The sequence below is a fragment of the Quadrisphaera sp. KR29 genome, from assembly GCF_052644995.1.
Map to the genome: position 1 here is coordinate 15,861 of NZ_JBQXXG010000008.1, position 19,984 is coordinate 35,844.

Consider the following 19,984-nt stretch of genomic DNA (forward strand, 5'->3'; position numbering starts at 1 on the left):
TCTGCCCCCGTGGAGGTCAGCCCGGTCCGCGGCGCCGGTGGCGCGGGCACGGCGCAGCCCGGTCTCCAGCAGGAGCACCGGGCTGCGCTGCTGGCGCGCCTGAGGGAGCGCGCTCGTCGTCGTCCTGCGCAGCCACCGCGGCAGCGGGAGGGGCGCCAGCAGGAGGACGGGCTGGAGCAGCCGCCGCGCTGAGCGCGGCGGCCCCACCGGGGGTGGCGTCAGGCCGCGTGGGCCTCGGAGGCGAGGTCCTCGGCCAGCGCCTGGCGCAGGTCGGGCCGCAGCGGCTCACCCATCGCCCACAGCAGGCGGGCCGCCAGGCCCGCGGGGACCACGCCGGTGGCCTCGCGGCGCGTCATGCCGCGCACCACGTCGTAGGGGACGTGGGCCGCCACGGCGAGGTCGCGCAGCGCCTTGGGAGCCAGCGGCCCGGCGTCCTCGAGCCACTCGGCGATGGTGGCGCGCATCGCCGCGGCCGTCACGGTGGTGCGCATGCGGTCGGAGACCGGCTTGGCCGGCAGCTGCAGCTGCGACGGCGCAGGAAGCTGCCGCACCGGCGTCTCGACGGTGCGGACGGGCGTGCGGCCGCCGCTGGTCGTGCCGGCGGTCGCGGTCCCGGTGGTGCTGGCCGTGGTGCGTCGCGTGCTCGCTGTGCTCACCCTCTCGTGGCCCTCGGTGTGGCCTGTCCTCTCTGACAACGCCGCAGTGCCCGCGAACAGTCCTGCCCACACCCGCCGCCGGGGTGATCTCGGCCACCTGGTGTGCCCCCGGGGGCCTGCTGACAGGCTGGGTGCATGGAGCAGCGAGCGCTGGGACGGTCGGGTCTTCGGGTGTCGGCGATGACCCTGGGGACGGCGGGCTTCGGAGGCGGCCTGGCCGCCTTCGGCGACACCCAGCTGGACGGCGCGCGCCGCCAGCTGGCGATGGCGAGGGAGGCCGGCGTCACGCTGGTCGACACCGCCGACGCCTACTCCACCGGCCTGTCCGAGGAGATCGTCGGGGAGGCGCTGGCGGGCCAGCGCGACGACTGGCTGATCGCCACCAAGGTCCGCTTCCCCATGGGGGAGGGGCCCAACGACGCCGGCCTGTCGCGCCACCACGTCATCAGCGGCGCCGAGGCGAGCCTGCGGCGGCTGCGCACCGACCACATCGACCTCTACCAGCTGCACGAGTGGGACGGGCTGACGCCGGTGGAGGAGACCCTCGCCGCGCTGACGCACCTGGTCGACTCCGGCAAGGTCCGCTACGTCGGGGTCTCCAACTTCTCCGCCTGGCACCTCATGAAGGCCCTCGGCGCGGCGGAGCGCGACAGGCTCGTCAAGCCCGTGGCGCAGCAGATCTACTACACCCTGGAGAGCCGCGAGGCCGAGAACGAGCTGCTGCCGCTGGCCGCCGACCAGGGCCTGGGCGTGCTCGTGTGGAGCCCGCTGGCCGGCGGGCTGCTCTCGGGCAAGTACACGCGCGGCGACGATGGCTCGGTGCAGGGCCCGAAGGGCTCGCGCCACCTCGGCGACTGGCACGAGCCGCCGGTCAACACCCCCGACCGGCTGTTCGCCACCCTCGACGTGCTGCGCGAGGTCGCCTCCGGGCACGGCGTCTCCGGGGCGCAGGTGGCGCTCGCGTGGCTGATGGGCCGCCCGACGATCACCTCGGTGATCCTCGGGGCGCGCACCGAGGAGCAGCTGGCCGACAACCTGGCCGCGTCCTCCCTGCAGCTGTCCGCCGACGAGGTCGCCGCGCTGGAGGAGGTCAGCCGCCAGCCGCTGCAGTACCCCTACTGGCACCAGAAGATGACGGCCTCGGACCGCCTCGGCCCTCCGACCAGGTGCTGCACGGCAACCACGCCTGACGGGCCCGCCGGCCCGTCGTCGTCCTGCTCCTGACCCGTCCCTCCTCCTGCCTTCGTCTCCCCGTCCCGCACTGTTCGCGGACGGTGCGCCAGGGGTGGAGGGGCTCAGCCCCAGCCGATCTCGCCGTCGCGGTCGAGGAAGCGCCCCGTGCCGTGGCCCGGGCCCTCGGTGGCCAGGCGCACGACGGCGTCGGTGCCCTCGGTGACCGTCTGCGGGCCGCTGTTCTGGTTGAGGTCGGTGGCCGTGTAGCCCGGGTCGACGACGTCGACGCGCACGTCCGGCATCCCCTTGGCGTACTGCGTGGTCAGCATGACCAGCGCCGCCTTGGAGGCCGTGTAGGCCGGGGCGACCACCTGGGACTCGATGCGCGAGGGGTCGTGGGTGAGCTTGGTCGAGCCCAGCCCGCTGGCGACGTTGATGATCGCCGGGTGCTCCGAGCGGCGCAGCAGCGGCAGGAACGCCCGGGTGGTGCGGACGACGCCGAGAAGGTTGACGTCGAGGACGGCGGCGACGTCGTCGGCGGTGAGGTCAGCGGGGCCCTTCGCCGGGCCGGCGATGCCCGCGTTGTTGACCAGGACGTCCACGACCCCCTCGCGGGCCTCGACGTCGGCAGCGGCGGCGGCCACCGAGGCCTCGTCGGTGACGTCGATCTGCACGAAGCGGGCGCCGAGCTCCTGCGCGGCCCGGTGGCCGGCCTCGGGGTCGCGCGCGCCGAGCAGCACGGTGTGGCCGGCCTCGACCAGGCGGCGGGCGGTCTCGCGGCCGAGGCCCTTGTTGGCCCCGGTGATGAAGGTGGTGGTCATGGCTCCACCCTGAGCGCGCCCTCGTGGCCCCACCAGGCAGGAGGCGACCGTGGGACCAGCGGTACCACCCTGCTGGCCGTGACGGCGCAGCGCTGCGCAGGCGCGGCGGGGGAGCATGGGGGCGTGGAGAGCACCGGGCTCGGCGCGACGCTGAGGGTGTGGCGCGACAGGCTGCCGCCGAGCGCCGCCGGGCTGCCGGCCCGCCGGGGCCGGCGCACCACGGGCCTGCGCCGCGAGGAGCTCGCCGAGCTGGCCGGGCTGTCGGTCGACTACGTGGTGCGCCTGGAGCAGGGACGCGCCACCACCCCGTCGCCGCAGGTGGTGACGGCGCTGGCGCGGGCCCTGCAGCTCGACGACGACGAGCGCGACCACCTCTTCCGGCTCGCGCAGCTCGCCCCGCCCGGGCGCGCGGCGGTGCCCCGCCACATCACGCCCGGCGTCCAGCGCGCGCTCGCGCGCCTGGACGGGACGGCGGCGGTGGCGGTCTTCGCCGCCGACTGGCAGCTGCTGTGGTGGAACCGGACCTGGGCGGGGCTGCTGGGCGACCCCTCCGGGCTGCCGGAGCGGTGGCGCAACTTCGCGCTGACGGGATTCCTGGCCGAGGGCGGTGGGCGGCTGGCCGGGTGGCCGGTGCAGTCCGTGGAGGAGGCCTCGGTGCGCGCCGCCGTGGTCGCCGACCTGCGGCGCGCGACCGGCCGCTACCCGCGGGACCGGCAGCTGGCTGCCGTCGTCCGGCAGCTGTGCGAGGGCAGCGAGGAGTTCACCGCGCTGTGGGCCACCGGTGCTGTCGGGGCGCACCGCGCCGACCACAAGGTGGTCCACCACCCGGTGGTCGGGGCGACCACCGTCGACTGCGACGTGCTCACCGACGGCGAGGCCGACCTCAAGATCGTCATCATGACGGCGGCGCCGGGCAGCGAGGACGAGAGCCGCCTGCAGCTCGCTGCGCTCGCGGGCAGCCTCGAGGGTCGCGCCGGCGGGCGTGTCGAGGCCGCCGGCCCCGCCTGACCTCGCGTCGCAGCCGGGCGCCTGGTTGCGGTTCGTGAGGGTGTCCTTGTCGCAACCGGGCGCTCGGTTGCTCTTCCAGGGGGTGCCCATGTCGCAGCCGGGCGCCTCGTTGGTCTTCGCGGGGGTGCTGCAACGACGTCCGGTCGCCCGGCTGCGCAGTGCTCGCCCAGCGGTTCCTCGGCTTCCGTGGCCACCTCGTGTCGCACTTTCCGCGGCAAGTGCTCGTCCCAGAGCCCCGTTGGCGCACTGTCCGCGGAAAGTGCGAACAGAGAGGAGAGGTGTCGGGGGTGACGGGCAGGGTGCGGGGCGTGGCCCGGGATGAGGCTGCGGTGGTGGGGCACGTCGCGACGGCGGCGGCGGCGGCGGAGGAGGCGGGAGCGGTGGTGGTGGTGACCCGGCCGATCGTCGTGCCGCCCGCGCCACCTCCGTCGTCGGCCGCGGCGGCGCGGACCATGCGGGCCAACCGGCGCCGCGACACCGCACCGGAGCTGGCGGTGCGCCGCGAGCTGTGGCGACGGGGCCACCGGTACCTCGTCGACGCCACGCCCGCGGGCACCAGCCGGCGCCGCCGCGCCGACGTGGTGCTGCGCGGTGGGCGGGTGGCCGTCTTCGTCGACGGCTGCTTCTGGCACTCCTGCCCGCAGCACCTGCACGTGCCGAAGGCCAACCGCGCCTGGTGGGAGGTCAAGCTCGCCAGCATCCGCGAGCGCGACGCCCGCACCGACGCCGAGCTGCTCGCCGCCGGGTGGCTGCCGCTGCGCGTGTGGGAGCACGAGCGGCCCGCCGACGCCGTCGACAGGATCGAGGCGGCGCTGGCCCAGCGGGCCTCGCAGCCCCGGGGGCGGGCGCGACTTCCTTGATCGTCGGGGGAGGGGGCGTCAGGGGGGCGGCGGCGCGCCGGTGCCGGGGTGAACCACCACCGGGTCGGCGGGCAGGACGACGACGGTGGGGTCCTCACTGGCAGCCGTCGCCGGGGAGTCCGGGAGGGCGGCGCTGTGCCGCACGCGGTTGCGCCCGGCGCGCTTGGCCTCGTAGAGGGCGGCGTCGGCGCGGTCGAGCAGCCGCGCGGCCAGCTCGGAGGCCCCGGCGTCGCTGGCCCGGGCCGGTGCGGGCGTGCTCGCCGTGCCCAGGCTCACGGTGACCCGCGGCAGGCCGGGCAGGTCGACCTCCTCCACGGCCGTCCGCAGCCGCTCGGCCAGCCGCGTGACGCGCCCGGCCTCACCGCGGGCGACCAGGGCGATCTCCTCCCCGCCCCAGCGCACCACGAGGTCGTCCTCGCGCACCGCGCCGCGCAGCGCGTCGGCGACGGCCACGAGCACCCGGTCGCCCACGAGGTGGCCGTGGGTGTCGTTGACCCGCTTGAAGTGGTCGACGTCGACCACCACCACCGACACGTGCTCCCCGGCGCGGGCCGCGGCGCGCACCAGCGGCCCGACCCTCGTGGCCAGGCCGTGGCGGTTCAGCAGACCGGTGAGCTCGTCCAGGCCTGCCGCGCGCGCGGCGGCGGCCCTCGCGGCGTCGAGCTGCTCGGCCAGCGCCCACACGACCCCGACCACGACAGCGGGCACGGCGGCCATCGCCACCGCGGTGATGAGCGTCAGCAGCGAGCGCGGCTCCCAGGTGGCGAAGACCACCGGCGCGCCGAGGGCGGCCAGCGCGGTCAGGGACACCAGCCCCCAGCGGCGCAGGTGCATGACGCCGACCACGGGGATCGCCGTCAGCACCGAGGCGCTGAGCCACTGCCACCCCAGGTCGGGCTGGAGCACCCCGGAGGCCGTCGTGGCCAGCGCTCCGACGTGCAGCAGCACGCCGGCCTCGGTCTCACCCACGCGGCGGCGCCGCAGCAGGTGCCCGGTGACGAGCACCGCCCCAGCGCAGGTCGCGGCCACCACCGGCCTGGCGATGACCAGGCCGCCGCCGGTGGCCAGGTCGACGGCGAGCACCAGCGCGCACGAGGCAGCGGCCAGCGCCGCCAGGAGCGCGAGCACGCCGGTGCGCCACTCCAGGCGGCGCACCACGGCCCAGCGGCGCCACCCCACGCCCCCATCATGGGCCTGCCCGCCGACGGCGCCCGGCGCCCGTCCGGCGATCGGGGGACGTCCCCCACGGCCCTGAGCAGCAGCCCCGCGCCGGCGGCGGGGCCCCCGGCGGCGCATGGGGCGGCGCAGGTGGCGGCCGGAGGGCCGGCCGAGGAGGATCGCGACCGACCGACCCTCGACGAGGAGGACCTGCGGTGACCGACCAGTACTTCGACCTCGGTGACTTCCCCCTGGCCAGCGGCCACGTGCTGCCGGGCGCCCGGCTCGCGTTCCAGACGGCGGGAGCGCTCAACGAGGCCAAGGACAACGCCGTGCTGCTGCCGCACATGTACAGCGGCACCGCCGACTTCATGCACGCCTTCATCGGGGAGGGGCGCCCCCTCGACCCCAGCCGCTACTTCTTCGTCCTGCCCGCGCAGCTCGGGAGCGGGACGTCGTCGTCGCCGAGCAACACCCCGCCGCCCTACGACCGGGGGGCGTTCCCGGCGGTGGCGATCAGCGACGACGTCCGCGCCCAGCACCGCCTGGTCACCGAGCGCTTCGGGCTCGAGACCCTCGCGATGGTCAGCGGCTGGTCGATGGGCGGGCAGCAGACGCTGGAGTGGGCGGTCCGCTACCCCGACCTCGTGCGGCGGGCCGTGCCCTTCGCCGCCACGCTGCGCAACCCCGACCACTGCCGGGTCTTCTGCGACCTCCACATGGACGCCCTGCGCAGCGACCCGGCGTTCAAGGGCGGCTTCTACGAGCGCGCCTCCGACGTCCACGTGGGGCTGCGCCGCCACGCCCAGGCCTTCGCGCTCATGGGCCCCACCTCGCACATGTACCGCGAGGAGGCGTGGCGGGAGCTGGGCTTCACCTCCCGCGACGGCTTCGTGCAGGGCTTCCTGCAGGCCTACTTCGGGCCGATGGACCCCAACGACCTGCTGTGCCAGGCGCACAAGTGGAAGACCAGCGACGTCTCCGCCGACCACGGGGGAGACCTCGACGCCGCCGTCGCCCGCGTCACCGCCGCCGTCACGGACGTCGCTTTCACCGGCGACCTGTTCTTCCCGCCGGAGGACATCAGGGCCGACGCCGAGCGGATCCCCGGCGCGACCTACGAGGAGATCGGCTCGGTGTGGGGCCACTTCACGATGTTCAACCTCCGCGCGGCCGACACCGCCGAGATCGACGCCGTCTACGCGAAGGCGCTCGCGGGCTGAGCCCGGCCGGCCGCCGCGCCGTCCACGAGGAAGCGCGGCGCGGCGCAGTCGGCCAGCACCGTGGCGGGCCAGGACGGGTCGTAGCGCTCGGCCGCCGTCAGGCGCGCCACCGCCTCCCGCTTGCCCGCGCCGTGGCAGAGCATGAGCACCGAGCGGGACAGGTCGCGGATGGTCGCCACGCCCACGCTGACCCCGTGCCGGGGCACCGCGGCGAGGTCCCCGCCGAGGCTGGGCCAGGTGTCGAGGTTGTCCCGCCGGGTGCTCTCGGGCAGCTCCACCACGCGCGTCACGGCGTCCGGCGGTGTGCCCGGCGCGTTGAACGCCACGTGCCCGTCGCTGGCCCCGGAGGCCAGCAGGAACAGGTCGACGCCGCCGGCGTCGGCGATCCGGCGGTCGTAGGCCGCGGGGTCGTCGGGGTCGGGCAGCCACAGGGCGTCGTCGGCGGGGCCGCGCCTGGTGCCTGCAGCGCGCTGCAGCGGCTCGAGCACCTCCTCGCGGCCGTACCGCGCGCACGAGTGCAGCGCGGCCGGGTCCTCCAGGACCAGCCCGCCGTCGTCGTCCTGCGGCCGGCGCGGCACCAGGTACTCGTCCATGAGGACGACGACGAGCCGGCTGACGTCCACCCGCTCCGCCGCCACCCGCCGGGCCAGGGCGGCGTAGGTGGTGGCGGGGCTGCGCCCGGTGGGGCAGCCGAGCAGGTAGGCGTCGGCGCCGCGGGCCCGGGCGGCGGCGAGGCCCTCGACGACGACGGCAGCGGCCGCCTCGCCGAGGGCTTCGGGGGAGTCCAGGACGGCGGGCTGCACGCGCACCGCTCGACCCTAGGGAGCCCCCGCGCGTCAGCCCAGCCGGGTGAGGACCCGCTCGAGGGCGTCGACGCCGGCGTCGAGCTCGTCAGGGGTGACCGCCAGCGACGGGCGGAAGCGCAGGCTGCGGGTGCCGCAGCCGAGCACGAGCACGCCCTCGTCCTTCAGCGCCGCGACGACGGCGTTGCGGGTGGCGGCGTCGGGCAGGTCGACGGCGCACATGAGGCCGCGCCCGCGCGGGTGGGTCACCAGCGCGTGGCGGGCGGCGAGGTCCTCCAGGCGGGCGAGCAGGTGGGCACCCAGCAGGCCGGCGCGCTCCACGAGGCCCTCGGCCTCGATGACCTCCAGGATGCGCTGCGACCTGACCATGTCGGTGAGGTTGCCGCCCCACGTGGAGTTGATCCGAGAGCTGACGGCGAAGACGTTGTCGGGCACCTCGTCGACGCGCCCGCCGGCCATGACGCCGCAGACCTGGGCCTTCTTGCCGAACGACACGACGTCGGGCACGACGCCGAGCTGCTCGAAGGCCCACGTGGTGCCGGTCATCCCGACGCCGGTCTGCACCTCGTCGAGGAGGAACAGCGCGTCGTGGGCGTGGCACAGCTCCTTCATGAGCTGCAGGAAGCGCGGGCGGAAGTGGCGGTCGCCACCCTCGCCCTGGACGGGCTCCATGATGAAGCAGGCGATGTCGTGCGGGTTCGCCTCGAAGGCCGCGCGGGCGGCGGACAGGGCCTCGTCCTCGGCGCGCTCGACGGCGGCGTCGTCGCCGAGGCCGGTGTGCGGGGCGGGGATGCGCGGCCAGGAGAACTGCGGGAAGCGCGCCGTCTTGTTCGGGTCGGTGTTGGTCAGCGACAGGGTGTAGCCGGACCGGCCGTGGAAGGCGCCCTCCAGGTGCATGACCTGCGAGCCCAGCGCCGGGTCGAGGCCCTTGCTCTCGTTGAGGCGGCTCTTCCAGTCGAAGGCGACCTTGAGGGCGTTCTCCACCGCGAGCGCGCCGCCGTCGATGAAGAACAGGTGCGGAAGGTCCGGGTGGCCGAGCACGCGGGCGAAGGTGTCGACGAACTCGGCCAGCTGCGTCGTGTAGATGTCGGAGTTGCTCGGCTTGTGGACGGCGGTGGCCGCGAGCTTGGCCAGGAACGCCGGGTCACCGGTGAGCCCGGGGTGGTTGGTGCCGATCGGGTTGGACGCGAAGTAGGTGAACAGGTCGAGGTGCTCCCGGCCGGTCACCGCGTCGCGCAGCCAGGAGCCGTGGGAGCCGGCCAGGTCGACCACGAGGTCGTAGCCGTCCACGAGCAGGTGGCGCGCCAGGGAGGGCAGGACCTCGTCAGCGGGGACGGAGGAGCTCAGGGGGCTCGAGCTGCCCGGGGAGGAGCTGCGGTGCGTCATCACGGCCATGGCAGGACGCTACAGGTCGATGACCCGCGCAGGAAGCGCCTGGCCGGTCGATCGCCTGCCGGTCAGGGCTGCGGGCGGCGGATCTGCTCCTGCGGCGCGGTGGCCCGCTCGAAGAAGGTCTGCAGCACCACCGTGCTGCGGGTGCGCACCGAGGCCGCCGTGCGGATGCGCTGCAGCAGGTCCTCCAGGGCCCGCGGGGAGGCGACGCGGGCCATGAGCAGGTAGCTGGAGTCACCGGCCACCGAGTAGCAGGCGCTGATCTCGGGCAGGTGCTCCAGGCGCCGGGGCGCGTCGTCGGGCTGCGCCGGGTCGAGCGGGGTGATCTCGATGAAGGCGGCCAGCGGCTGCCCCACGGCCTCGGGGTCGACCAGGGCGCGGTAGCCGGTGATGACGCCCTCGGCCTCCAGCCGGCGCACGCGCGCCTGGGTGGCCGAGGTGGACAGGCCGGTCTCCCCGGCGAGCTGGGCGAAGGTGGCCCGCCCCCGCTCGCTGAGCGCGCGGACGAGCGCCAGGTCCGTGGCGTCGAGGGTCATGGGGGGAGAACCTAGCCGCTGACCAGCGGGTCAGCCGCCGGCGCGGCGGACGGCGTCCTCCAGGGCCACCCACGCGAGCATCGCGCACTTGACGCGGGCGGTGTACCGCGAGACCCCGGACAGGGCGGCGGCGTCGCCGTAGACCTCCTCGTCGAGGGGGAGCCGGCCCTTGGAGCGCATCGCCTCGCGGAAGCCCTCGGTCAGCCGCGCGACCTCGGCCGTCGTCGTCCCCCGGGCCAGCTCGGTGAGCATGGAGGCGGAGGCCTGGGAGATGGAGCAGCCCAGGCCCTCCCACGCGAGGTCGGCGACCACCTCGCCGTCGCCGGAGCCGGCCAGCGACGCGCGCAGGGTGATCTCGTCACCGCAGACGGGGTTGCGCTGGTGGGAGGTGGCGCTGCGCTCGTCGTCGTGCACCGCCGCCAGGTCGGTGGCGCCGACGCGGCGCTTGGCGTGGTCGAGGACGACCTCCTGGTACAGCGCGTCCAGGCCGGCCACCTCAGGCCACCCCGAAGTAGGCGCGGACGCCGGACAGGGCGTCCAGGAAGACGTCGACGTCGTCCTCGGTCGTGTAGAGGGCGGCGCTGGCGCGCACGCTGGCCGTCGTCCCGAAGCGGCGGTGCAGCGGCTGGGCGCAGTGGTGGCCCACCCGCACGGCGACGCCGCGGGCGTCGAGCAGCTGGCCGACGTCGTGCGCGTGCACGCCCTCGACCTCGAAGGCCTGCAGCGCCACCCGCTGCACGCTCCCGTCGTCGGCTCCGTCGGCGTCACCGAGCAGGCGGACGCCCGGCAGCTCGCGCAGGCCGTGGCGCAGGCGGCGCTCCAGGGCCCGCTCGTGCTCGAGCACCGCGCCGGCGCCGAAGCGGTCGGCCACGGCGCGCTGGTAGTCGACCGCCGCGGCCAGCGCCACCGCCTGGGAGACGGGCTGGGTGCCCGCCTCGAAGCGCTGCGGCGGGGGGAGGTAGTCCGCGCCCTCCAGCGTCACCGTGGTGATCATCGATCCGCCCAGGAGGAACGGCGGCAGCGCCTCGAGCACCTCCGCCCGTCCGTACAGCGCCCCGACGCCGTTCGGGCCGAGCACCTTGTGGCCGGAGAAGACGGCGACGTCGACGCCGAGGGCGGGCAGGTCCAGGGCCAGGTGCGGCGCGGACTGGCAGGCGTCGAGCACCACCAGCGCCCGCCCGCCGGTGGCCTCGCGGGCCATCGCGACGAGCTGCTCGACGGGGTTGACCACGCCGAGCACGTTGGAGACGTGGGAGAGCGCCAGCACGCGGGTGCGCTCGGACAGCAGGCCGGCCGCGGCCTCGAGGTCGAGGGTCCCGTCGTCGCGGACGGGGATCGCGCGGACCGTGGCGCCGGTGCGCGCGGCCAGCTCCAGCCACGGGACGAGGTTGGCGTGGTGCTCGGCCTCGGTGACCACGACGTCGTCACCCGGGCCCGGCACCCAGCGCCGCACGGCGTCCTCGTGGCCCGGGACCGTGCGCCCCTGCGCGGCGTTGCCCAGGGAGTAGGCGACGAGGTTGAGCCCGGCCGTCGCGCCGGAGGTCCACACCAGCTGCTCCGGGGCGGCGCCGACGAACCCGGCGACCGTGGCCCGGGCGCCCTCGAAGAGCTCGGTCGCCTCCGCCGCGAGCGTGTGGGCGCCGCGGTGGACGGCGGAGTTGACCGTCTCCAGGAAGCTGCGCTCGGCGTCGAGCACCGCGCGGGGGCGCTGGGAGGTGGCGGCGGAGTCGAGGTAGACCAGCGGTTCGCCGCCGACCTCGACGCCGAGCAGGGAGAAGTCGCCGCGGACCGCTGCCGGGTCGAAGGCGGTGGCGTGCTCGGTCACGGAGGTGGCGCTCACCCCCCCAGGCTAGGTCGCCCGCGCGGGGCCCTCGGTCAGAGGCGGTGGACGGCGGTGGCGCTGACGAGGTGGCGGTAGCCGGCCTCGCGCAGGGCGGCGTCGTGGCGCTCGCTCATGCCCGTGGGCGAGCCGTGCAGCCACGCGAAGACCCCGGCGTCCCGGCCCGTCGCCGCCCGCAGCGCCCGCGCGGGCTCGTGGACCTCGCGCTCCAGGTCGGCGTCGGTGGGCGTCTCCTCGATGCCCGCGTGGGAGGCGGTGTGGGCGAAGACGACGTGCCGCTGCGCCAGCGCGCCGACCTGGTCCCACGTCATCGCCGGGCTGGGACCGGCGAGGTCCTCGGGCAGCAGCACGACCTTGTGGGCGCGGGCGAAGAGCTCCTGCTGGTCGGGGCGGCAGCCGACGAAGCCGGTGCACACGCCGAACCACCCGGTGATGCCCAGCTCCTCGCACACCGGCGCGGCCACCTCGGCGCTGGCCCGGTAGCCCTCGTAGAAGACCGGCAGGAGCCCGGGTCGCGGGTCCTGGTCGTGCTGCGCGTGGCGGTCGTGCTGGCCGGGCCAGGTGCCGGTGGTGGTGACGGCCTCGAGGTCGGCCAGGGTCCACAGGCGGTAGCGGGCCTTCAGGGCTGTCAGCTCCGCGCGCAGATGCTCGCGCCGGGACGGCGGGGTGTTGTGCCAGCTGACCACCCGCAGGTGGTGCCCGCGGCCGAGGGCCAGCAGGTGCGAGGTCATGCCCATCGGCGCCGGGGCCGCCCCACCCGTCGTCCTCGTCGTCCTCGTCGACTCGCTCGGACCGGCGGCGTGCGGGGTCGGCAGGGGACGGCGGGGCCGCGGCACGGGCCGGCCGTCCCGCTGCCTGGCCAGCTCGTCGGCCACCTCGTCGGCCAGCTCTTCGGCCAGGACGCCGTGGCCGGCGGCGTGGAGCACCGAGGTGACGCAGGACAGGTCGTCGTCGCGCTGGTCAGCGGCCAGCGACCACCACGCCCGAGCGGCCCGCTCGGCGAGGCGTCGGCCGTCCTCGCGCACCGCGGCGGGAGCGGCAGGCGCGGCAGCGCCCTCCCACCGCAGCGCCAGCAGCGCCGGCACCCCGCCGCGCGCGGCCCCGAGGGCTGCTGAGGCGCGCAGGTCCTCCAGGTCCGTGCCGCCCGCGGTGGGCGACCACGTCAGCGGCGCCGTGGCGGAGGAGCGAGGGGGCAGCAGCGACGTGGGCACCACAGGGACCTCGCAGGGGCTCGGACCGGCGTGCGACCGGGGTGGTCGAGGCTCGACGGTAGGAGCGCGCAGGGGACGTGGACGGCGCGACGCGCAGCCGACCCACAGCCGTAACACGGCGTCGCCCAGGCGGTGCAGCGCCGGCTGTGGAAGCGGCTCCGGGGGCGGTCGCCGCGGGCCCCCTCCGGGAGCGGTCTCCGGGTGCTCGGAGGATCGGCCCCTTGGCGGTGACCGTCCCGTCACTGCGAAGGGGCCGGTCCTCCGAGGCGCCGGGGACCGGTGAGGCGCCGACCGCGACAGGTCCGTCGTGCGAGCGTGGGCGCGTGCCCCACGCCGCAGCCACCTCACGCCCGGCCGCCCCGGACCTCGCCGCCTCGGACCCCGCCGCCCCGGACCACGTTGCGGGGCCCGGTACGGCGGTACCCCTGTTCCTGGACTGCGACACCGGGATCGACGACGCGCTCGCCATCGCGTGGCTGGCCGCCGACCCGCGGGTGGAGCTCGTGGGGGTCGGGGCGGTGAGCGGGAACGTCGCGGCGGCCACCGGGGCCCGCAACACCCTCGACCTGCTGGCGCTGCTCGGGCGCGCCGACGTGCCGGTGCACCTGGGTGCCCACGACCCCCTGGACCGCCCGTTCAGCGGCGGGGCGCCGCACGTCCACGGCGCCGACGGCACCGGCGGGGTCGCGCTGCCGCGGGCGGCCACCAGCGTCAGCGGCACCAGCGCCGCCCGTGCGCTGGCCGACGCCGCCCGCGAGCACGCCGGGCAGCTGCACGTCCTGGCCGTCGGGCCGCTCACGGACGTCGCGCTGGCGCTGGAGCTCGAGCCCGAGCTGCCGCGCCTCGTGCGCCACCTCACGGTCATGGGCGGAGCGGCGCTGGCGCCGGGCAACGCCACCGCCGTCGCCGAGGCCAACATCCACAGCGACCCGCTGGCCGCGGCCCGGGTGCTGCAGGCGGGCTTCGAGGCGACCCTCGTCGGGCTCGACGTCACCATGCACCAGCGCTTCGAGGAGGAGGACCGCCAGGCGCTGCTGGCAGCACCCGGACCGGCCGCGCGGCTGCTGGGCCGGGTGCTGGAGCACTACTTCGCCTTCTACGCCCAGCGCTTCGGGCGGCCCTGCTCGGTGCTGCACGACCCGCTCGCCGCCGGCGTGGCCACCGGCGACGTCGCGCTGGCCCTGGCGCCGCGGGTGCCGGTGGTCGTCGACACCACCGACGGGCCCGGGCGCGGTCAGACCATCGCCGACCTGCGGGGGATGTACCACGGCTTCCCCGACCGCTTCCCGGGCGGCGTGCGGGTCGCCCTGCAGGTCGACGACGACTTCGGGCCCGTGCTGCTGGAGCGCCTCCTCGCGCTGTGAGCCCCGCCCGGGCACCGGGCCCGCCGCTGCAAGGCGGTGGCAAGCGGACGGCAAGCGGGACCGGCCACGGTCGGCCCCGTGACCACCACCGCTGACCTCAGCACCCCCGCCCCCGCCGCCACCACCCCCGCCGCCACCGACGTCCCCCTGCACGAGCTCGCCGCCCGCGTGGCGGGCGCCGTGGTGACGCCGGCCGACCCCGACTACGCCCTGCTCGCCGTGCCGTGGAACGTCGCCGTGCCCTCCACGCCGCTCGCCGTGGTCCAGGTGCGCACCGCCGACGACGTCTCCGCCGCCGTCCGCTTCGCCGCGGCGCACGGCCTCGTCGTCGACGTCAGGGCCACCGGGCACGGCGCCGCCCCGGTCCTCCCGCCCGGCGAGGGCGAGGACACCCGCCCCACCCTGCTCGTGCACACCGGGCTGCTCGACGAGCTGGCGGTGCACCCGGCCACCGACGAGCGCAGCGGCTGGTTCCGCGCCGGCGCCGGGGTGCGCTGGGACCGCGTGCTGGAGGCCGCCGCGCCGCACGGGCTCGCCCCTCTGTGCGGGTCCGCGCCCGGCGTCGGCGTCGTCGGGTACCTGACCGGCGGCGGCCTCGGACCGCTGGCGCGCACCCACGGCTTCTCCTCCGACCACGTCCGCGCCTTCGAGGTGGTCACCGGCGACGGCGAGCAGCACCGCGTCACGGCCGTCTCCAGCGGCGCCGACGGCGACCTGTACTGGGCGCTCGCGGGCGGGAAGGGCGCGGTGGGCGTGGTGACCGCCGTCGAGGTGGACGCGCCGGTGCTCACCGAGCTGTTCGGCGGCGCGGTGGTGGTGGACGGCGAGGACGCCCCGGCCGTGCTGCGCGCCTGGGCCCGCTGGGCGCCCACCCTGCCTGAGAGCGCGACCACCTCGGTGGCCCTGCAGCGGCTGCCCGACGTCCCCGGCGTCCCGCCGCAGCTGGCGGGCCGGCTCACCCTGGCGGTGCGCTTCGCGTGCACCGCCGCGCCCGAGCGGGCCGCCGCGCTGTGGCAGCCCATGGCCGCCCTCACCCGGCCGGTGCTCGGGCGGGTCGGCGTCATGCCGTACGCGGCGATCGGGGCGGTGCACAGCGACCCTGTCGACCCGGTGCCGAGCAGCGACTCCACCGCCCTGCTCTCCGGCCTGCCCGAGGAGGCGGTCGAGGCGCTGCTGGCGGTCGCCGGTCCCCGTGCGGCGTGCCCGCTGGCCGTCGTCGAGGTCCGCCACCTCGGGGGAGCGGCGGCCCGGGCTCCTCGGCCCAGCGCGCTGACCCACCGCGACGCCGCCTTCAGCGTCCTGTGCGTGGGCGTGGAGGTGCCTCCGCTGGCCGCGGCGAACGCCGCCCACCACGCGCTGGTGGCGCGGGAGCTGGCGCCCTGGGCGACCGGGACCGCGCTGCCCAACTTCGCCGGCGTCGCGACGGCGCGGGCGGTGCGCGCCGGCTACGACGCCGCGGTGCTGGAGCGCCTGGTCGCCGTCGCCGACCGCCACGACCCCGCCGGGGTGCTGGCCGGGACGCGCCCCTTCCGGGCGGCCCTGGCCTGAGCTGCCCGTCAGGGCGTGACGGCGGCGAGGAGCGTGGTGACCGCGGCGGAGCCGGCGACGGCGAGCACCGCCAGCCACGTGCGGCGCAGCCGGTCGGCGGTGCGCACCCGCTCCTCGAGGGCCTCGAAGCCCGCGAGGGTGCCGGAGCCGTCGGGGGCCGGGCCACCGGTCGTCCGCGCGAGCTGCTCGACCGCCGCGGCCAGGTCGGCGACGGCGTCAGCGCCCAGGACGTGAGGCTGCCGCCGCAGCCAGCGCACGAGCACCGGGGCCCTGACGACGGCGACGTCGTGGGCGCGCAGCGGCAGCGCGAGGCGCTCGGCGCCGAGCACGGCGACGACGGCGCGCACCGGCACCTCGCCACCGCGGCCCGTGGTGCTCGCGCCCGGGGCGAATGACCAGGACGACCCGGCGGCCTCGCGCAGCAGGCGCTCGACCTCGCGGGCGCGCTGCTGGGCGCGGCGCAGGTGCGGCTCGCGGCGGCCGTCGACGACGAGCCCGCCGCGCCCGGCCCGCACGCGGGCGCCGGGCAGGTGCAGCGTCGTGACGGCGAGGACGCCCCCGGGGCCGACGAGCAGGTGGTCGACCTGCTCGGGACCCAGGCCCAGACCCGGACCGGTCCCGGAGCCGGCGCCCAGGCCGCCGTGCGGGGCGGGCAGCGCGAGGTCGTGGACGACGCGCCACGGCGCACCGGTGCCGCAGCGGTGGCGCAGGGCGCGCAGGCGCCGGCCGACCTCGCGCCGCCCGACGGCGTCGAGGTAGGCGGTGGCGGCGGCAGGGGCGAGGGGGTCGGCGCCGGCGGCGCGGCGCAGCGCGCGCAGCAGCGCGGGGCGGTGCGGGGCCGACCGCTGGGCGGCGAGCGCGGCCGCCATCGCCGAGGCGCCGGCGCGGCGGGGCGCGGCGGGCGGTGCGGTGGGCGGTGCGGCGCGCCACGGAACCCGGGCCGCTGTGGTGCCGGTGGGCGCAGTGGGGGCGGCAGCGGTGGGCGCGGGTGCCAGCAGGGTCTGGTGTCCCGCGGTGGCCGTCACCCCGCTGGCATCGGCGCGGACCGCGCGCGCCTCGAGCGGTCCTCAGCGGACGGGCGGACGCCTCAGCGCGCCGTCACCCGGTCGGAGCAGTCGTCGTCGTCCTGCTGGTGGTCGTCGTCGGGGTGGACGTCGTCGGGGTGGACGTCGTGGTCGGTGCGCGCGCCCGGCGCGGTGGCCCACGGACCGCGGCGGGCCAGGACCACGACCCCGGTCAGCAGCGCCACCAGGCCGGCGGCCTGGCCGGTGCGCCACAGCGCGCCGCCCGCCAGGTGCTCCCCGAGCGCCGGGCCGGCCAGGGTGATGGCGACCACGGGCTCCAGCGCCGCGATCGCCGGCAGCGCCTGCGTGACCGCGCCCGCCTGGAAGGCCCGCTGGGCGGTGATCACCGACGACGGAGCGAGCACCGCCAGCGCCAGCAGCGGCCAGGAGGCCCACTGGCCCGCCGCGAGGTGCGCGCCCACGGCCTTGAGCAGCAGCGCGTCGACCCCGAAGCCGCCCGCCGCGGCGGCCGCCAGCAGCAGGCAGCGCCGTCCCGGGCGCAGCCGGTGCCCGAGCAGCCCCGCGGCCAGCTGCACCCCCAGCGCCGCCGCGGCGGCTCCCAGCAACCAGGCCAGGCGCAGGGCCGCCAGCTCGGTGCCGCCGCTGCCCAGGGCGCTGCCCAGCGCGGGGTCCACGGCGGGGTCGAGGGCCGGCTCCAAGGCGGGGCGGGCGCTCGTGCCGAACAGCACCAGCCCTCCCACGACGGCGGCGGCCGCGCCCCACAGCCGCCCGTCGAGCCCGGAGCGCCCGTGGCGGCGGCGCGCGAGCACCCCCGCCAGCAGCAGCGAGAACACCAGCTGGGTCGCCAGCAGCGGCTGCACGACCACCACGCGGCCCAGGTGCAGCGCCACGGCGAACAGCGCCACCCCGCCCGCCCCGAGCAGCTGCCCGGCCAGCCAGCGGCGCCGGCGCAGCAGCCGGCCCAGCAGCCTCACGCCCGCGCCGGGGCCGCGGTCGGCCGGGGCCGTGGCGGCGGCGTCGTGCTGGAGCACCGCGGCGGCGGCCAGGGCGCACGCCGCCGCCAGCCCCAGCACCACCGCGACCACCCGACCAGCATGCCCGCCGGCACCCGGGCGGTGCCCGGCCGCACCCGCGCGGTGCCGCGCCGGGACCTGGTGTTCGCCGGACCTTCACCTCGTGTGCCCCCGCGCGGGGGCGCAGCGCCGCGCGGCGGCGGGCAGGGTCGGGCAGGACCGCCCGGCCCGACGTGAGGACCCTCGATGACCGCAGCGCCCACGGGCCTGCTCCCCACCGCGCCCCCGGCCGCGGGGTCCGCACCGCCCGCTCCCAGGGTGCTGGTGCTCACGGGCAGCGTGGGCGCCGGGCACGACGGCGCCGCCGCCGAGCTGGCAGCGCGGCTGCGCGCCGCCGGAGCCGTCGCCGAGGTGCGCGACCTGCTCGACGGTCTGCCGCGCGCCGCCCAGCTGCTCCTGCGCGACGGGTACGCGGTGGCCGTGGCGCGCACGCCCCACCTGTTCGAGGCGGTGTTCCGCGGCATGGAGCGCCGCGGGCTGGTGTGGCGCGTCGAGCAGGAGGTCTGCGCGCTCGGCGCCGGCGCGCTGCAGGGGTGGCTGGAGGAGGTGCGGCCCGACGTCGTCGTCTCCACCTACCCGCTGTCCAGCCAGCTGCTCGGCCAGGAGGCCGAGGCCGGACGCCTGGCGGTGCCGTTCCTCACCTACTGCACCGACCCGGCCGTGCACGCCTCGTGGCTGCACCCGCGCGCCGCGGCGCACCTCGTGGTCACCGAGGCGACGGCGGGGCAGGGGCGCGCGGCCTACCCCGAGCTGGAGGCCGCCGGGGTGCCCTTCGAGGTGGCGGGCCCGCTGGTGCCGGCGCGCTTCGCCGAGCGCTCCGCGCTGCCCGAGCTCGTGGCCCTCAGGACGAGCCTGGGACTGCACCGGGGTGAGCACCGGGGGCGTCCGGTCGCGCTGCTGGTGACCGGGTCGCTGGGCATGGGCGCGGTGGTGCCCTCCGCGCGCGACGTGGTGGCCGCCGGCTTCACGCCGCTGGTGCTGTGCGGGCGCAACGACGCGCTGCGCCGCCGCGCCGCGGCGGTGCCCGGCGCCGTCGCGCTCGGGTGGCGCCGCGACGTGCACGACCTCATGCAGCTGGCCGACGTGCTGGTCCACAACGCCGGCGGCCTGGCGGTCACCGAGGCGCTGGTGGCGGGCCTGCCCGCGGTGACGTACCGCAGCATCCCCGGGCACGGGCGCGCCAACGCCGCGGTGCTCGCCGAGCGCGGTGGGGTGCCGTGGCCGGCCACCCCGGGCCAGCTGGCGGCAGCGCTGCGCGAGCAGCACGCCCGCGGGCGGCTGCAGCGGGACTGGCCCGACGCCGCCCGCTCGGTGCTGGCCCGCGCCGGCAGCTCGAGGCTGACCGCGTCAGCCGCGCGCTGAGGCCGCCCGCAGGTCGTCGAGGTGGGCGTAGCGGCGCGCCGGCGCCCAGCCCGCGCGGGCGGTGCTGCCGGTGTCGGGCACGCCGCTGCCGAGGCGCACCGTGCTGGGGGAGTCCGGGCCGCTGAGCAGGACGACGTCGTAGGCGGCTCCCTCGGCGCGGGTGTGACCGGCCAGCGACGCCTCGATGACGTCGGCCAGCTGCTCGCGGCCCTGCTCGCGGTGGCGCTGCGCGCTGGCCGCGGTGAAGCGCACCCCGGGGTGGACCGCCTGCACCGCGGGCACCAGCCCGGTCAGCGCGCCCTCCACGGAGAAGCCGACGTGGGTGGTGCCGCCGCGCAGCTCCCGGCCCGGCTCGCTGATCACGGCGCCGGTGCGCAGGTACTCCGGCCACGCGGTGCGCCCGGCGACCACCACGGTGTCGTGCAGGGAGCGCAGGCCGTGGACGTCCCAGTAGGCGAGCAGCTCGGTGAGCAGCTCGCGGGCGTGCTGGGTGACCCGCGCCTGCGGCAGCCGACCGGCCAGCGCGGCGTCGACGACGTCGGCCAGGTGCGCCGAGGAGCACCACGCCACCAGCGGAGCCGGCCCGGGGTCGCCGCCGGGAGCTGCGGCGAGCTCGTCGACCCACGGCGGGCGGGTGCGGTCACCGGTGACCACGAGCACGGCGGCGCCGCCCGTGGCCAGCGCCTCGCGGGCGGTGCCGCTGACGCGGCGGCCGTCACGGCCCTCGGCGAGCAGGACGACGGCGGCGACCTCCTGCAGGGCGGGCGCCGCGGCGCGCAGCAGGGCGCTGGCCAGCACGGCGTCGAGGTGGCGCAGCACCGACGTCGTCGACGTCGTCAGCGGGGTCGCCCCCGCGGGCGCGGGACGCAGGCTGATCAGCGGCATGCTCCGGTGGTCGGCGCGGACCGCCAGCGGCCTTGACCCCGCCACC

At 77.4% G+C, this 19,984-nt stretch carries 19 protein-coding genes; 7 read left to right on the forward strand and 12 right to left on the reverse strand.

Features of this window, described 5'->3' with window-relative positions:
* Positions 1-218: 218 nt before the first annotated feature.
* A complete protein-coding gene (locus ACUN9U_RS09030) occupies positions 219-656 on the reverse strand; it encodes a hypothetical protein (RefSeq protein WP_445484618.1) in 438 nt (145 codons plus the stop codon).
* Between the two features lie 135 nt (positions 657-791).
* Between ACUN9U_RS09030 and ACUN9U_RS09035 the strand changes: the two genes are divergently transcribed.
* Entirely contained in the window at positions 792-1,880 is a 1,089-nt protein-coding gene (locus tag ACUN9U_RS09035; protein WP_445484619.1) for an aldo/keto reductase, read from the forward strand.
* Positions 1,881-1,951: 71 nt separating this feature from the next.
* Here ACUN9U_RS09035 and ACUN9U_RS09040 read toward each other — a convergent pair whose 3' ends face one another.
* Positions 1,952-2,650 carry an SDR family NAD(P)-dependent oxidoreductase gene (locus ACUN9U_RS09040; RefSeq protein WP_445484620.1) on the reverse strand — a complete coding sequence of 233 codons (699 nt, stop codon included), beginning with the start codon at positions 2,648-2,650 and terminating at the stop codon, positions 1,952-1,954.
* Between the two features lie 123 nt (positions 2,651-2,773).
* Here ACUN9U_RS09040 and ACUN9U_RS09045 point away from each other — a divergent pair, with 123 nt between their 5' ends.
* A complete protein-coding gene (locus ACUN9U_RS09045; RefSeq protein ID WP_445484621.1) occupies positions 2,774-3,658 on the forward strand; it encodes a helix-turn-helix transcriptional regulator in 885 nt (294 codons plus the stop codon).
* 308 nt (positions 3,659-3,966) lie between these two features.
* Positions 3,967-4,518 carry a very short patch repair endonuclease gene (locus ACUN9U_RS09050; protein ID WP_445484622.1) on the forward strand — a complete coding sequence of 184 codons (552 nt, stop codon included), beginning with the start codon at positions 3,967-3,969 and terminating at the stop codon, positions 4,516-4,518.
* 18 nt (positions 4,519-4,536) lie between these two features.
* Here ACUN9U_RS09050 and ACUN9U_RS09055 read toward each other — a convergent pair whose 3' ends face one another.
* Positions 4,537-5,697, reverse strand: coding sequence for a diguanylate cyclase (locus ACUN9U_RS09055; RefSeq protein ID WP_445484623.1), 1,161 nt, complete (start codon positions 5,695-5,697; stop codon positions 4,537-4,539).
* A 194-nt stretch (positions 5,698-5,891) separates the two neighbouring features.
* Between ACUN9U_RS09055 and ACUN9U_RS09060 the strand changes: the two genes are divergently transcribed.
* A complete protein-coding gene (locus tag ACUN9U_RS09060; protein ID WP_445484624.1) occupies positions 5,892-6,899 on the forward strand; it encodes an alpha/beta fold hydrolase in 1,008 nt (335 codons plus the stop codon).
* Here the strand turns inward: ACUN9U_RS09060 and ACUN9U_RS09065 are convergent.
* The 6 genes from ACUN9U_RS09065 to ACUN9U_RS09090 all read right to left on the reverse strand — a co-directional run bounded on the left by ACUN9U_RS09065 (position 6,875) and on the right by ACUN9U_RS09090 (position 12,684).
* Positions 6,875-7,708 carry a 6-phosphogluconolactonase gene (locus ACUN9U_RS09065; RefSeq protein WP_445484625.1) on the reverse strand — a complete coding sequence of 278 codons (834 nt, stop codon included), beginning with the start codon at positions 7,706-7,708 and terminating at the stop codon, positions 6,875-6,877. The two genes, ACUN9U_RS09060 and ACUN9U_RS09065, sit on opposite strands and share 25 nt — an antisense overlap.
* Positions 7,709-7,735: 27 nt before the next feature.
* Positions 7,736-9,097, reverse strand: a complete 1,362-nt coding sequence (lat, locus tag ACUN9U_RS09070) for an L-lysine 6-transaminase (protein ID WP_445484626.1) — start codon at positions 9,095-9,097, stop codon at positions 7,736-7,738.
* 62 nt (positions 9,098-9,159) lie between these two features.
* Positions 9,160-9,630: an Lrp/AsnC family transcriptional regulator gene (locus ACUN9U_RS09075; protein ID WP_445484627.1), complete on the reverse strand. Its 471-nt coding sequence runs from the start codon at positions 9,628-9,630 to the stop codon at positions 9,160-9,162.
* Positions 9,631-9,660: 30 nt separating this feature from the next.
* Positions 9,661-10,125 (reverse strand): Fe-S cluster assembly sulfur transfer protein SufU, encoded by a 465-nt coding sequence (gene sufU / locus ACUN9U_RS09080; protein WP_445484628.1) that lies wholly within the window; start codon positions 10,123-10,125, stop codon positions 9,661-9,663.
* A gap of 1 nt (position 10,126) precedes the next feature.
* On the reverse strand, positions 10,127-11,470 hold the full coding sequence (locus tag ACUN9U_RS09085) for an aminotransferase class V-fold PLP-dependent enzyme (RefSeq protein ID WP_445484629.1): 1,344 nt from the start codon (positions 11,468-11,470) through the stop codon (positions 10,127-10,129).
* Between the two features lie 35 nt (positions 11,471-11,505).
* Positions 11,506-12,684, reverse strand: a complete 1,179-nt coding sequence (locus tag ACUN9U_RS09090) for a polysaccharide deacetylase family protein (protein WP_445484630.1) — start codon at positions 12,682-12,684, stop codon at positions 11,506-11,508.
* A gap of 320 nt (positions 12,685-13,004) precedes the next feature.
* Here ACUN9U_RS09090 and ACUN9U_RS09095 point away from each other — a divergent pair, with 320 nt between their 5' ends.
* The gene (locus ACUN9U_RS09095) at positions 13,005-14,045 is read left to right on the forward strand and encodes a nucleoside hydrolase (RefSeq protein ID WP_445484631.1); all 1,041 of its coding nucleotides are present in this window, start codon (positions 13,005-13,007) and stop codon (positions 14,043-14,045) included.
* A gap of 78 nt (positions 14,046-14,123) precedes the next feature.
* A complete protein-coding gene (locus tag ACUN9U_RS09100; RefSeq protein ID WP_445484632.1) occupies positions 14,124-15,593 on the forward strand; it encodes an FAD-binding oxidoreductase in 1,470 nt (489 codons plus the stop codon).
* Positions 15,594-15,601: 8 nt separating this feature from the next.
* Here the strand turns inward: ACUN9U_RS09100 and ACUN9U_RS09105 are convergent, their stop codons facing one another.
* Entirely contained in the window at positions 15,602-16,618 is a 1,017-nt protein-coding gene (locus tag ACUN9U_RS09105; protein ID WP_445484633.1) for a nuclease-related domain-containing protein, read from the reverse strand.
* 62 nt (positions 16,619-16,680) lie between these two features.
* On the reverse strand, positions 16,681-17,703 hold the full coding sequence (locus ACUN9U_RS09110; RefSeq protein WP_445484634.1) for a hypothetical protein: 1,023 nt from the start codon (positions 17,701-17,703) through the stop codon (positions 16,681-16,683).
* A gap of 174 nt (positions 17,704-17,877) precedes the next feature.
* Here ACUN9U_RS09110 and ACUN9U_RS09115 point away from each other — a divergent pair, with 174 nt between their 5' ends.
* Positions 17,878-19,053 (forward strand): MGDG synthase family glycosyltransferase, encoded by a 1,176-nt coding sequence (locus ACUN9U_RS09115; RefSeq protein ID WP_445484635.1) that lies wholly within the window; start codon positions 17,878-17,880, stop codon positions 19,051-19,053.
* On the opposite strand, the gene ACUN9U_RS09120 is transcribed toward ACUN9U_RS09115, so the two are convergent.
* Positions 19,039-19,938, reverse strand: a complete 900-nt coding sequence (locus tag ACUN9U_RS09120) for a hypothetical protein (RefSeq protein ID WP_445484636.1) — start codon at positions 19,936-19,938, stop codon at positions 19,039-19,041. The genes ACUN9U_RS09115 and ACUN9U_RS09120 overlap by 15 nt on opposite strands.
* Positions 19,939-19,984 lie beyond the last annotated feature (46 nt).